At 59.6% G+C, this 13,034-nt stretch carries 10 protein-coding genes; 3 read left to right on the plus strand and 7 right to left on the minus strand.

The genetic code is table 11. From position 1 onward, the window contains the following. Positions 1–34: 34 nt before the first annotated feature. From AC5FXY_RS06780 to AC5FXY_RS06790, 3 genes are all read right to left on the minus strand, one after another. Positions 35–1,069, minus strand: coding sequence for a hypothetical protein (locus AC5FXY_RS06780; RefSeq protein ID WP_493555892.1), 1,035 nt, complete (start codon positions 1,067–1,069; stop codon positions 35–37). A gap of 171 nt (positions 1,070–1,240) precedes the next feature. Further along, positions 1,241–2,542: a TonB family protein gene (locus AC5FXY_RS06785; RefSeq protein ID WP_493555893.1), complete on the minus strand. Its 1,302-nt coding sequence runs from the start codon at positions 2,540–2,542 to the stop codon at positions 1,241–1,243. After that, complete coding sequence (locus AC5FXY_RS06790; protein ID WP_493555894.1) at positions 2,523–2,924, minus strand: BlaI/MecI/CopY family transcriptional regulator; 402 nt, start codon at positions 2,922–2,924, stop codon at positions 2,523–2,525. The genes AC5FXY_RS06785 and AC5FXY_RS06790 overlap by 20 nt, the downstream gene beginning before the upstream one ends. 209 nt (positions 2,925–3,133) lie before the next feature. On the opposite strand from AC5FXY_RS06790, the gene AC5FXY_RS06795 reads away from it, so the two are divergent. Beyond that, a complete protein-coding gene (locus AC5FXY_RS06795) occupies positions 3,134–4,345 on the plus strand; it encodes an alpha/beta hydrolase family protein (RefSeq protein WP_493555895.1) in 1,212 nt (403 codons plus the stop codon). A 68-nt stretch (positions 4,346–4,413) separates the two neighbouring features. Here the strand turns inward: AC5FXY_RS06795 and AC5FXY_RS06800 are convergent, their stop codons facing one another. The 3 genes from AC5FXY_RS06800 to AC5FXY_RS06810 form a co-directional block, all read right to left on the minus strand. Continuing rightward, positions 4,414–4,794 (minus strand): hypothetical protein, encoded by a 381-nt coding sequence (locus AC5FXY_RS06800; RefSeq protein WP_493555896.1) that lies wholly within the window; start codon positions 4,792–4,794, stop codon positions 4,414–4,416. Between the two features lie 324 nt (positions 4,795–5,118). Beyond that, on the minus strand, positions 5,119–7,557 hold the full coding sequence (locus tag AC5FXY_RS06805; RefSeq protein WP_493555897.1) for a penicillin acylase family protein: 2,439 nt from the start codon (positions 7,555–7,557) through the stop codon (positions 5,119–5,121). Between the two features lie 195 nt (positions 7,558–7,752). Next, complete coding sequence (locus AC5FXY_RS06810) at positions 7,753–8,505, minus strand: septal ring lytic transglycosylase RlpA family protein (protein WP_493555898.1); 753 nt, start codon at positions 8,503–8,505, stop codon at positions 7,753–7,755. A 345-nt stretch (positions 8,506–8,850) separates the two neighbouring features. On the opposite strand from AC5FXY_RS06810, the gene AC5FXY_RS06815 reads away from it, so the two are divergent. After that, positions 8,851–9,762 carry a DUF72 domain-containing protein gene (locus AC5FXY_RS06815; protein WP_493555899.1) on the plus strand — a complete coding sequence of 304 codons (912 nt, stop codon included), beginning with the start codon at positions 8,851–8,853 and terminating at the stop codon, positions 9,760–9,762. A 101-nt stretch (positions 9,763–9,863) separates the two neighbouring features. Here the strand turns inward: AC5FXY_RS06815 and AC5FXY_RS06820 are convergent, their stop codons facing one another. Further along, positions 9,864–10,391, minus strand: a complete 528-nt coding sequence (locus AC5FXY_RS06820) for a hypothetical protein (protein ID WP_493555900.1) — start codon at positions 10,389–10,391, stop codon at positions 9,864–9,866. A 424-nt stretch (positions 10,392–10,815) separates the two neighbouring features. Here AC5FXY_RS06820 and AC5FXY_RS06825 point away from each other — a divergent pair, with 424 nt between their 5' ends. Next, a complete protein-coding gene (locus tag AC5FXY_RS06825) occupies positions 10,816–12,951 on the plus strand; it encodes an IPT/TIG domain-containing protein (protein WP_493555901.1) in 2,136 nt (711 codons plus the stop codon). Positions 12,952–13,034: the final 83 nt, after the last annotated feature.

Genomic DNA, 13,034 nt, shown 5'->3' on the forward strand with positions numbered 1-13,034 from the left:
AAACTCTCCATTTCATTATCTCACCGTTTAGTTGCTACTGATACTGGATGTAGAGCGGCTTCGGGTTGAGCTGGCCTAGTACTTCCGAAGGCGTCATCATGTGATGGGGCGCCGGACGGGGGTCGTACTCGTAGAAGAGCTTAAAGCCAGTGTACTGCACGGGCTGCTTCTCGATGTAGGCTTTGTAAGAGTCCTTTTTAAGAGTTGGGTTGCCCCAGCCGTCCATGTGCATCACCACCTGCACGCGCGGGTCCGGCTTGATGTTCTGGTAGTTGGTAATCATGCCCTGCGTGAAGCGGTGCACGATGAGCACTTTCGGCGGAATCTTGTTTTCCGATACGATGCGGGCCAAAAAGTTGATGGCAAAGTTCACGTCCTTGGCATCGTAGGTGCCAATCTTGCGGTTGGGCTTAACCTTCTTGGTCTTAAGCGCAAACTCGGGGTCGATGCCGAGGTGAATGTCTGGCTCTTTCAGGTACGGAGCGAGCTTGGGTAGTTCGCTTTCCAGGTCACTCCAGCCCACCTGCACGTCCAGGAACAGGATGCACTTGTTTTCCCGTGCCCAGCGGATAACCTCCTCGATGGTAGCCTTCGAGTTCATCAGGCGGTACATGCCATCCTTGCCGGGAGCACCCTGGGCCGTGATGGTTACGTTGTGCAGGGCTGGTTGCACCGGAATGCTGGGGTCAGCATCCTGCCACTCCTTTTGCACACGACGGAACTTGGCGAGCATCTGCTCCTTTGGCTCGCGCCCCAGAATGCCCATGCCTTTCGAGCGAATGTTGCCATAGAAAGCAATGATGCGCTTGCCGGGCAGAATAGCGCCTGGCAGTTGCCCGCTGGCCCGCACAATGGAGTCGGCCTTGAGGGAATCGCGCCGCATGGCTTCCATCTTCAGCTTGACGGTGTCCACCACGGCAGGCTTGGTGGCTTCGGCGCTGGGCGTACCAGCGGAGTTCTCCGCGTCGGTGCGAGTACCGCAGCCAGGCAGTAAGGTGGTGGTGAGCAACAGGCCCAAAGCGGGTATCAGGGCCGATTTTAAGTAGGAAGCGTAAGCGAAATGCGTCACTATTAGGGCGTTGATGAGCTGAAAACGACCACAAAGGTAGAGCCTTTTTCAGGAAAGGAACCCGTCGGACTGCTGCTATCTGATAAGCTCGGCGGTTAAATCGGTATTAAAAAGTCGGCCCACTACCGTTAGGCAGTGGGCCGACTAGATAAAAACGGAGAGCAGCTTGCATTAAAGCGCAAAAGATATGGGCAGGGTCATGCTGGTGGCCACTGCTTGTCCGCTCTTTTGAGCCGGTTGCCAGTTACGCATACCGGGCAAGTGCTCAACGGCATGCAGCGCTGCTGCCTCCATTGCGCGGGCCACCCTTTCCTGACCGGGTTTGGCTGCAATTCCTTTCACAATGCGCAGATTTTCAGTAAAGCCATCGGCCCGCACTACGAATTGCACCATCACCTGGCCCTCCTGACGGGCCTCCACCGCCTCCGCAGGGTAGCGCAGACTGGCGCCAATGTCCTGCATCAATTTCGATATACCACCTGGGTATTCAGGCATTTGGTCCACTTCCTCAATCACTGCCGAAGCTTGAGGAGGTGGTGGCGGTGGTGGGGCCAAGGGAGCTTCCGGCGCTGGCGGCGGTGGAGGGGGCAGCGAGCCAAGCGCATCGAGCTTTTCGCAAGCCACAAGGGCAAGCACGGCGCCCAAAGCGGGCACTACCGCCCATTTGCGCCACGCGCTGGTAAGCGACTGTCGTTGGAGCATAGCAATACGGTTAAGGGTTTGGGATGTGGTGAAAGCGTGGGCCAGCGCGGGAGCTGGAGCCCAGCATTGCGTGGCTTGCCGGGCGAGTAAGCCGGTGTAGGCTGCAGGTGTGGGTGCATTGCGCAGCGCGGCTGCATCGGCCAGGTACTCGTGGGTGAGCTCCAGAACGCGCGGGTAAAAATGGATAATGGGGTTAAACCACAAGGCTGCGCGGCACAGCTCCAGCCACAGCCGGTCGGCGGTGTGGCCCTGCTGCACGTGGGCCAGTTCATGCGCCAGCACTTGTGTTGCTTCCTCAGAAGTGAGGGGCCTGGTTTCATCCCAATAGATGGTATGCCCAAAAGAGCTGACGGGCACGCGGCCGCCCGTCAGGCGCAGGGTATAGCCGTCTCGTTTTTCAGCGGGCAGCTGGCGCGTCAGGCGCCACAGCGGCCACAGCCGCAGGCCAGCGGCAATCAGCGTGGCCAAGGCGCCCGCGCCGTAAATCAGCAGACCCCAGTTAGTAGCTCCGGCTGCTTGGGCAGTGACGCTGATGCGCAGGGCGGGCAGCACTAGGCTAGGCATCCCAACCTGGCGGACAGCCGCGGCCACCGGCCACCACTGGGCCCAGGGCAACAGCGGGACCACCGCAGCCAGTAGAGGCGTCAGCAACAGGTAGGCGCGGTTGTAGCCGAAGCACGACTCGCGCCGCAGCAGTGTGTGGTACAGCACCCAGCACGCGCCAAGGCAGAGCGTGCTTTGCCACATCCAGTTAAACAGGCTTGGTATCATCGTTGGTAGGGCCAGACGTGGGTTCTTGAGCGTGGCGAAGCAACTCATCGAGCTGCTGGGCGGTCAGATTTTCTTCTTTCGCGAAAAAGGAGACAAGCCGGCTGAAGGAGTTGCCGAAGTAACCCCCCAGCAACTTGCGCAACGAAAAGCGCCGGTATTCATCCTGCGCCACCAAGGTGTGGTAACGGTGCGTGCGCCCGAAAGCTTCGTGGCCGACGTAGCCCTTCTGCTCCAGAATGCGGATGATGGTCGAGACTGTGTTATAAGCGGGGTGGGGACTGGGCATTTCGGCCAGCACTTCCTTGACAAAAGAGGGTCCGCGGCGCCAGAGCACCTGCATAACTTGCTCCTCGGCGCGGGTGAGTTCAGGTAAGGTTTCCATAATGTGCTTTGCTGGGTATGAACGTATAACTAAGTATTTAGTTATGCAACTATTGATTTAGTTTTGTTTCGCTCATGCTACGTTTGTAAAGCTGATCAAGGCTATGTGCTTATGTAAGCAAGTAGAGGGTTTGACTTTTTTCGGAGCCCAAGAAATCTTTTGTGGCTGGGCTTGTTGTGAGTGAACTGATTCCACTGTTTAGTCTTCCCGTGATACTTCGCAAGCTTTCCCATCGATTCACACGCCTTTGGCTGCTAAGCTCCTTCCTGTTTGTGGTGCCCGGTATGGGCTGCCAAAAGGAGGCGACTTCCGCACCTGCTACCACCGATACCACGCCGCCAGCTACCACCGGTAAGCTCATCAGCAACACGCTGATCGGCGAGTACGATCAGCGTACTTTGGCCGGACGGGTGCCGTTGGTTGGCGCGCTGGCTCGTCTTCCTATCAAGGTATACAAGCTGACCTACACCACGCTCAATACCGATGGGCGCGAAATCACGGCTTCCGGTGCTTTGCTGGTGCCCGTGACGACGCAGGCGCTACCGCTGCTGAGCTACCAGCACGGCACCATTTCGCCCGACGATGAAGCCCGTGCCCCTTCTTACTATAGCTCCAGCAGCGAGGTGTATTCGGCCGTATCGGTATTGGCTTCCACGGGCTACATCGTGGCCGCGCCAGACTACATTGGGTACGGGGCCTCCAAGGAACTGCCGCACCCGTACGAGCACGCCGCTTCGCTGGCTTCTACCTCGCTGGATATGCTTCGGGCCGCGCGCCAGTTCTGCCAGCAGCAGCGGGTACAGCTAAACCAGAAGAACTTCCTGCTTGGCTATTCGGAAGGCGGCTTTGCGACAATGGCCCTGCACAAGCTCATCGAGGAAAAGCACGCCGCTGAATTTACGGTGACGGCCAGCGCACCAGGGGCTGGAGCTTATCACAAAACGGCCTTCGCCAATTATATCCTGAACTCTACTCAGCCGCTCAACTTCCTGGGCAGCTACGTGTGGGTGCTGGATACGTATAACCGCGTGTATTCTATCAACCGTCCGGCCACTTACTACTTCAACCAGCCCTGGGCTGGGCAGCTGCAAACCAACCCGTTCGGCTCGGTGCCCAATCAGGCCAGCCAGCTGTTTACGCAGTCGTTCCGTACGGGCGTGCTCAACAATACCGATCAGGCTATAGCGGCTTCATTCCGCGACAATGACGTATTCGATTGGAAGCCCACAGCCCCGGTAGCCCTATTCCACGGTACCGCCGACGACTACGTGCCCTACTTCAACTCCGAAGATGCGTACCGGGCCATGCGCGCCAAGGGCGCTACGCAAGTGCAGCTGCGCCCCATTCAGGGCGGTAACCATTTTACCTCGGCCGCTCAATACACATTGGAGGCCTTTTCATTCATCTCCGGCTATAACTAACCCGGTGCTGTAGCCAAGCATTTCCCCAAATTGAAACCGCCCGACTTGACTAGAGTCGGGCGGTTTTGTTATGCCTGTTTAGGTAAGGCTGGAAGCGTTGGGCGTAAGGCCTGCCGCAGCAAGTAGCCGCTTAGGGCTGCCAGCCCGCCCGCCAGCCCAGCTACCACCGCCGATACCAGGATGACAAGCCACCCATTACCGCCCAATGGCAATAAAGAGGCTACTCGGCTGGCCAAACGGCCATCGTTCTGTAGGTACAGGTACAAGGCCGGCAGCAGCCAGCCCAGCGCAGCGCCCGCAAAGCCGGCCACAAACGCCTGTCCGCACCGGCGAGCTAGCCAGGCAGCTAGCCCAAAGGCTACCACGGTAAGGCTCCACCACGGCAGAAGCAGCTGCACTACGGCCGCTAACACCAAGATCAAAAGAAAGAGCGTGAGCGTACTGCGCATAAGGTGAGAAGGTTAGCGAAGCAGGATAAAAGCGGGTCGAGGCATTGGAAGCGGTGGCAAAAAGCCACTGGTGATAGGGCAAGTTACTTCCCACCCGGCTAAGAAGGCAGTTGAAAGGTAACGGGCATGGTATAGTTAACAGTTACTTCCTGCCCATTTTGTTTGCCCTGCGTCCGGTTGAGCATGGGGTTGACCTCGCTTAAGTACCTTCATTATTGTCTTTTTTCGCGTTGATAATGCAGCAGCATTACCGGCCAATGACTGCAGTAAAGCAGTAGTTCGAGCCCTTAAATGACCTTTAGGCAGGTGTTGCGCCGTTGTTAATTACTGGTTCTGCAGAGTCCAGGCAGCCTTGACCCGTGGGTGCGCTTGTTGGGCCGAGGTCAGGTAAATCAGCTCATTGAGGTTGCCCACGCGCCAGGTTTCAATCAGATCATCGTAGTGAGCCGAGCCGGGGTTGCCGCTTTGGCCGCCGGGGAACACCCCGTAGGCTTTGGGCTGCGGGCCCAGCGCCACCACCATACGCCAGGAAGGCCCGTTGCGCTCCGTAGTAGCATTCACGATGGCCGCGCCGCCGCCGCAGTCCACATCCATGCGGCCGAAGCCAGGCAGGCGGGCCAAGTGCAGGATGTCGGTGCTCTTGGTGTTGGCCCAGGCCCACTTCGGCCCCAACGGCCCAAACTTGCGAGTGAGCGAATCGGTGGTGAAGCGCAGCGACTCCAGGGCCAACTGCGGCAGCGTTTCGCGCTCGGGCGTGCGGCGGTCGTCAATCCAGCGGCTAGTATCCTGGCGCAGAATCAGGTTGACGGTTCGGTCGCGGGCCGGGTAGCGCATTTCCAGGCCCGTCGATGGGCCAAAATCGTCGTCCCAGATACGCATTACCAACTGCGAGTACCACAGCGTGAAGATGCTCGGGCTGATGACCTGCGCGTCGTGCACGTAATTCCAACGGCTGAGCTCGTCGTACGTCCGGCGCTCGGCAGGGCTGAGCTGTTGGGGCTGCACCAGAGCCAACAGCCTCGGTAGCATCAGTTGGGCGTGCAGGTTCAAGTTGTCGTTTTGGAGCACGCGTAAGGAATCGGGAGTAGCCTGACTCATGCGCCCGAGCCGCTCGTTGATACGGTGGCCGCGTTCGTAGCTGGCAAACTCCCAGCCGATGTAGTACGGGTAATCGGGCCCAGCCGGAAACTGGTTGGCCGACGATACGAAGCCGCGCTTGGGGTTTTTCACGTGCGGGTTCTGGGCCTGCGGAATCCAGCCTTGCCAGTCGTGGGTGGGGTTGGAGCCGTCGAGCACAAACTTGCCCTGGTTTTTCCACTTCAACGGAAACTTGCCGTTGGGCCAGATGGCTACGTCGTTTTCTTTCGAAGCAAAAATGAAGTTTTGAGCCGGCGCGGCGTAAGTGCCCAGTGCGGCGGAGTAGTCCTGGTAGTTACGGGCGCGGTTCAGGCTGTAGAAAGTCAGCACCTCGTTGCCGCCTTCGTGGGCTGTCCAGCGCAGGGCATGCCGGATGGGCGTCTGTTCGTTGAAAACCTTCTCGGCGCGGTCGTAGGTAACGGGGCCGTGGTGCGTGTATAGCACAGTGTCGAGGCGGTCGGGCAGGCCGCGCACTTTGATGCGCTCCACCACCCGCTGCACGGGTTTCCATTGGTTGTCGTGCCAGTACTCGCGCTTGGTGTTGTCCTTGAATTTCAGCTGATACCAGTCCAGTACATCGGCGCCCACGTTGGTCACGCCCCAGGCCACGTCTTGGTTGAAGCCGATGATGACGGTGGGCGCGCCGGGAATTGTTACACCGTACACATTTACGCCCGGCGCCGACAGCTGCACCTGGTACCAGATGCTAGGCAGATTCAGCTGCAGGTGCGGGTCATTGGCCAGGATGGGCAAGCCCGAGGCCGAGCGGCTACCGCTCACGGCGAAGTTGTTGGAGCCGAGGTCAGCGTCGGGTTCCCGCTCCGGCACCTTATCCGAGGCGGCGGCGGCAAATACTTCAGGCACCGGTGGCGTCTTCACGGGGTGGTAATCCAGCGGCGTGCCCACGGGCACGATGGGGTCTTCGCGGGTCGGGTAATCGGGGAACAGGTCGCGCACTACGGCCGGGCCGTAGTGGTGCAGAACGTTGGAGAGGCGCAAATCGTCGGAGCGGCCGCTCAGGTCCCAGGCCATCAGCTTCAACAGCAGCGCGCACTTCAGCGGCTGCCAGGGCTCGGGCGCGTAGTTCAGTAACTTGTATTCCAGCGGGTACTCGCGCGGCGAAAGGGAGTTGATGTACGCATTAACGCCGGCCGAATACGATTCCAACACCGTGCGCGTGGTGGGATTGGCCATCATCACGGCCAACGACTGCTCGGCCCCGTACGGTAGACCCATGCGGCGCTGAAACCGATCGTACTCCAGGGCCCGCTCACCCACGATTTCGGAAATGCGCCCGGCCGCTACGTGCGTCTGAAACTCCATCTGCCACAGCCGGTCACGGGCCGTGAGGTAACCCTGAGCGAAGTACAGGTCTCGGTCGTTTTGGGCAAAGACGTGCGGCACGCGGTGGTCGTCGAAGCGCACCGTGACGGGCTGCTGCAGGCCGGGCAGCTTAAGCGTTTGTTCGGCGGCGAAGGCATCGGCCGCTTCGCCGTTGCGCCAGAAGCCTTCGTAAGGGCTCAGGAACTTGCCGAAAGCAGGCACTTCGCCGTGGTTGGTATTGAGGGCCCACACAAGGCCACCGGTGGTCAAAAGAGCCAAGCCGGCCCGGATGTAACGCAGCATAGGAGGAGAAGCTGGCAATAGCAGCCCTCAACATCCGACAAAAAAACGCGCCGCGCAAACCCGGGAAAGTTTCTCGTGGAGGTTCGCAAGGAAAACCTTTGCGCCAAGCTGCGCGAGAATAAAGGAGCAAAGGCTCAGCGGCCCCGAACGCTGAGCATCCGGGGCCGCTGAGTGAGGCTTGCTGAGGTAAAGTGGTTACAGGTTCTCGGCCTGGCGCACCAGCGCGCTGATGCCACGGCCTTGGAGGCGACGCCACACCTCATCGGCTTGGGCGCGGGGCAGACGCTGACCCACAATGACGCGGTTGAGCGTGCGGCCGTTGACGTTGTCCTGGCGCACGGCTACAGGCAGTTGTGCATCGAACGTTTTGATCTGGGCGGCCAAGGCCTCGGCGTTGCGCAATTCGCCGAAAGTGCCGGCTTGCACCACGTAGGTTTCGGCGGGCTCAGGCTTGGTTTCGGTTACGACCACATCGGTCGGCTCCTCTGCCGGAATGTCTACGGTGCCAGCCACGGGCCCTAGCGGGGTTTCCTCGGGCATTACTTCGGCAACTACGCCCACCGAGCCATGCCGAACGATGTCCAGCGGACGGGCAGCTACTTCGGACAGATCCAGAATGCGCTGGTGGCGGTAGGGGCCACGGTCGGTTACTTCTACTACCACCGACTTACCGTTGTCGGGGTTGGTTACGCGCAGCTTCGTGCCGAAGGGCAGGGTCTTGTGCGCGCAAGTGAATTTGTTGCGGTCGAAGCGCGCTCCACTGCTGGTGCGCTTGCCTTGATGTTCGCGGCCATACCAGGAAGCGCGGCCGCGCAGTACTGCAGATTTAGAGGCCGAGGCAGTGGGCGTGTCGTCGGCAAGGGTGGGGAATGAACCAGCTAGCAGCAACACGGCTACCAGCCACATCATCAGCAAGCCCGAGAGGTTCTGTCGTTGGTTAAACTTCATTAATCTCTGCTTTGGTGAACAGCCAAAACTATTGGCCTCGGTGGAATACAATCCAAATGCGCACTGGGCGTAACCTAAGCAGAATGTTTGATAATTGTGCTATGGGAAGAAAATTTGCATTAAAGGCAATATCCGATAACGTGCAAAATCGATGATTGTGTTTGATTTAGGGTGGTTTTGTATTCTATCTGGATTGATAAGCTAGCCTACAAAAAATTAGATTATCCGCCGCCAAAAAAAATACAGCCGAGCTTACGTAGTTAAATCCAAAAGCTGGTTGCAAAAGTCAGTAAAAATGCTTAAGGCGCTAGCCGGTGAGCGACGCCGGAATGCGTAGGTTTGCGCATGGACTTTGGCCGCCTTCCCGATGTGCGCGGAGTAGACTTTACCCTGCCTGCGGATCATCCCGATACCACCGCGCTGCTCAGCCGCGTCGCTCCAGCTACCGAGCCAGCCCCTATTTGGGTGGGCTGCCCCACCTGGACCAACCGGTCGTGGCTGGGTACCTGGTATCCGCTGGGCCTGCGCGAAGCCGACCAGCTAATGTGGTACGGCCGTCAGTTCAATAGCTTGGAAGTGAACGTAACGCACTATCGCATTCCTGATGCCGAAATGGTGCGGCGTTGGCGGGCGGCCGTGCCAGCGCATTTCCGCTTCTGCCCCAAAGTGCCCCAGAGCATCAGCCACGACCGGGAGCTTTACCGCGCCGACGACCTAACTAATGCCTTTTGTCGCGCCCTCGAAAGCATGGGTGAGCAGCTGGGTTCGGCCTTTTTGCAGTTGCCGCCCACTTTTGCACCGCAGCAACTGGCGCGGCTGGAGCGCTACCTGCTGGACTGGCCGCGGCACCTGCCGCTGGCCGTGGAGCTGCGCCACCCCGCCTGGTACCACGACCAAATCCTGATGGCTGAAACTGCCGCCCTGCTCGAAGCCCTGAACAAAACCTGGGTGCTGAGCGACGTGGCCGGCCGGCGCGATGTACTTCACCAACGCCTGACCACGCCTGTTGCTTTTGTGCGCTTCAACGGCCACGCCTTACACCGCTCCGATTACTTGCGCGCCGATGCCTGGGCCGAACGCATTGCGGCCTGGTTGGGTCAAGGCCTGCAGCAGGTCTACTTTTTCATCCACCAGCGCGAGGTAAACGATGCGCCGGTGTGGGCACAATACTTCCTGCAGCGCCTCGGCAAGCTCACTGGCCGCGAGCTGCTTGCACCCAAGTTGGTGGTGCAGCCGGTGCAGGGTAAGCTGTTTTAAAGCCGGGTACCTTTCAAGTCGTGTCCAATGACTGCCCGTGTAGTCATGCTTCGACAAGCCAAGCATGGCATCCTTTTCTTAGGCTTATATGGGCTGAGTACTTAAAAAGCCAATCCGGTGCGCAACCGTAGCTGCGGCTCTAAGTACCAGTTGTTGCCGAGGTGAGAACCGGCATCCGGATCAGCCCAAGCGCGGTGCTGCAGTTGCAAGCCTAGGCCTGCGTCAAGAAACAAATGCTTGCCGAAGCGGCGCTGCCAGCCCCACAGCAGATCTGCGCCGGGCTGGTGGAAGTACCTCAGCCGATAGCCCGCACCAGCTTCGGAGTAAAAGCCTTCAAAGGTGCTGCGGTACTGCAACTGCAGATAGCCGCCGTTTAGTGGACGGAGCGGCTGGCCTTTGCGGGCTCGGCGTGCTTGATTATAGTAATAGCGAGGGCCCAAGGCCAAGGCGAAACTGGCCAGTTTGGTGCCCTTAGGGCCTACTAAGTAACCCAGCCCGACATTGGCATTGGCATCGAGAGTCAGGGACCAATGTTTACCCGACTGCCGCTCGGCGCCGGCGTAAAGCGGCACAGTAAAGCCCCACTGGCTGTCCCATGTGTGGGCTAGGTTTAGCCCTGTTTTGAGCATTGAATGGGGCGCAGTAAGTGCCGCTCGGCTGCTGTCGGATTGGGCCAGGCAGGGAGCGGTGGTGAGCAGCAGAGTTCCGGCGGCCAGCGGCAGCAGCCTACGGCATGACGCTGGACAAGCTAATTTGTGCATATATACAGGGATAGAGGAATCGGTGTCGACACCAAAACTGACCACAAGAGTCAAACCTAAAGCCGGAAGTTGCCGCACTCACCCGATTATGTGAGGCTTAATGGTGAAGGGCTCAAAGGAGCTGGGTAGGAGCGCTGCCGTAGATCTGGCCGAGGCGGGAAGCCTGAATGAACTGCCCTGCCAAAACCAGGTTATGCTTGGCAGAGGCGGGTTTGTTCGGTTGGTTTGTTGCGGCCTACGACCATCCTGCCGCGAAAACCGTATGTTGTTCGCCTGCTTTTACCCTTTTGCTATGCCATTGCTATCAACCTTGCGCCGTGCCGGCGTAGCTATCTTTCTGCTGGGGTTCGGGGTGTCGTCAGTGGCACTAGCGCAAACTGCAGCACCAGCGGCTTCTACGGCGTGTTTGTTACTGCCTCTCGACCCCACCGAGCGTGCCCGGCAAGCGGCGCTGGTGGTGGAGGCTGAGGTGGTGGCCCAGCGCAGTTTCTGGGACGCGCAGCACCGGCACATCTACACCGCTAATACTTTGCGCGTGTACAAGCTGCTTAAAGGCCGATGGGAGCCTGGCACCACGCTCACGGTGCTGACGGAGGGCGGCACCGTGAACGACGACCGGGAGACGCTCACCAATACCCTTTCCCTAGCTAAGGGCGAGCAAGGCCTGCTTTTTTTACAGCCCGCCACCTTCAGCGGCGTCAGCGAGCCGAACAGCTGGATGCCCTACGCCAGTCTGCAAGGCTTTATTCGGTATGATGTGAAGGCGGCCACCGCCGCCGAGCCGTTTCGCCGCTATGCGTTTATAGATGAACAGTTCTACCGCGAGCAGGTAGCCCTCACGGGCCAACCAGTGCGCCTGCTCCAAGCCAATCCTGAACTCAACGCGGCGCTACAGCGCCGGCTGAGCCCGCCCACCGCGTCCCGCACCACCGCCCCGCTGATTACCAGCCTTTCGCCGCAGACGGTAACGGCCGGCACTGGCACGGTACTTACCATTCAGGGTAGCGGCTTCGGCACTGCCCGGGGGACAGTGGATTTCCGCAATGCCGACGATGGTGGCGCCACCTTTACCAGTGCCCTGGCCTCGGATATCGTGTCGTGGGCCGATAACCGGATTCAGGTGCGGGTGCCTTCCTACAGTGCCGACCGCCGCCCGGCTGGCACGGGCAACGTGCGCGTAACCACCGCCGATCAGCAAAGCACCAGCAGCATCGCCACCATTACGGTAGTGTATGCTATATCCAATGTGCAGGAAAGCAACACGCAGGTCATTTATCCCACGGAGCTATTCAACCAGAATGGTACCGGGGGCTACACGTTCCGGCCCGACGCCACCTTTGCGCAGAATACAGCGGCCATGCAGGCCTTTGGGCGGGCACTGGCTAGCTGGCGCTGCCAAACTACCGTCAACTGGGAGATGGGCAGTACGCGCTCGGCCCGGGGTATTGCCAACGACGACATCAACGCGCTGGAGTTTGATCAGGGCAGTGAGCTGCCGGCTCAGGTGCTGGGCCGCACCACCAGCTATTACCAAGGCTGCCGCGATGCTAACGGGCAGACGCGCTTCTGGGTAAAGGAAATCGATATGCAGTACGACGATGCGGTGGCCTGGCAGTTCGGGCCCACGGTGCCCACAGCGCTGCAAGTTGATTTTGAAACGGTGGCGGTACATGAACTGGGCCACGGCCATCAGCTTTCCCACATCATTGCGCCGCTGGTACCAGCCACGCCCACTGCGCCAGCCCGGCCTGCTGCCGTGATGCACTACGCGGTGTCACGGGGGCAGTTTAACCGACAGCTGGATTTTGCCCGCGACATTCAAGGCGGCTTCACAGTACTTCAGCGTAGTGTGGAGCCCGATGGCTGTGGGCCGGCCCCCATGTTGCCCGCCCCGCTAACCAGCCAGCTCACTCCGCAAACCAACAGCGGCCGGGTTCAGCTAACCTGGACTACCCGCGACGAATGCAACCTGCAGGCATTCGTACTGGAGCGCAGCACCGATAACCTGACCTGGACGCGCGTCGGTCAGATAGCGCCCACTGCGGGCGGCTCCTACACTTACAACGATGCCCAAGTGCCGGGCGGCTTAGTCTACTACCGGTTGCAGGTACAGCTCACCAACGGCCTGAGCCTACCAACAACTCCGATAACCGTGCGCACGGAGCCCGGGCCCATCTTTGCTGTGTATCCCAATCCGGCCCAGGGCCCCAGGGTAAGGCTGGAATACAATGCCCCTGCCGCTGGGGAAGTGGTAGTGCGGCTGTACGATGCACTGGGACGCTACTACGGCGGGCAACGGCTGACGGTACCCCAACCCGGAATCAACACCATTAATTACCTGCTGCCTACGCTGCGACCCGGCTGGTACGTACTCCGGTGGGAGGGAAGCGGAGAAAAAGGTTCTGTGCCGTTTATCCGCGTAGAATAGGCCCCGAAAGGCGCTAACTGGGCCTGCGGAAGAAGCCCAACAAGACCGGCGGTGGCCAACAATCCTTGAAATGGCCCGTACTT

Source organism: Hymenobacter sp. FMD4 (genome assembly GCF_058932745.1).

Coding starts and splice junctions, on each gene's coding strand:
- AC5FXY_RS06785 (WP_493555893.1), bottom strand. CDS start 2,542: ATGATACCAAGCCTGTTTAACTGGATGTGGCAAAGCACGCTCTGCCTT.
- AC5FXY_RS06790 (WP_493555894.1), bottom strand. CDS start 2,924: ATGGAAACCTTACCTGAACTCACCCGCGCCGAGGAGCAAGTTATGCAG.
- AC5FXY_RS06800 (WP_493555896.1), bottom strand. CDS start 4,794: ATGCGCAGTACGCTCACGCTCTTTCTTTTGATCTTGGTGTTAGCGGCC.
- AC5FXY_RS06805 (WP_493555897.1), bottom strand. CDS start 7,557: ATGCTGCGTTACATCCGGGCCGGCTTGGCTCTTTTGACCACCGGTGGC.
- AC5FXY_RS06810 (WP_493555898.1), bottom strand. CDS start 8,505: ATGAAGTTTAACCAACGACAGAACCTCTCGGGCTTGCTGATGATGTGG.
- AC5FXY_RS06815 (WP_493555899.1), top strand. CDS start 8,851: ATGGACTTTGGCCGCCTTCCCGATGTGCGCGGAGTAGACTTTACCCTG.
- AC5FXY_RS06820 (WP_493555900.1), bottom strand. CDS start 10,391: ATGCTCAAAACAGGGCTAAACCTAGCCCACACATGGGACAGCCAGTGG.
- AC5FXY_RS06825 (WP_493555901.1), top strand. CDS start 10,816: ATGCCATTGCTATCAACCTTGCGCCGTGCCGGCGTAGCTATCTTTCTG.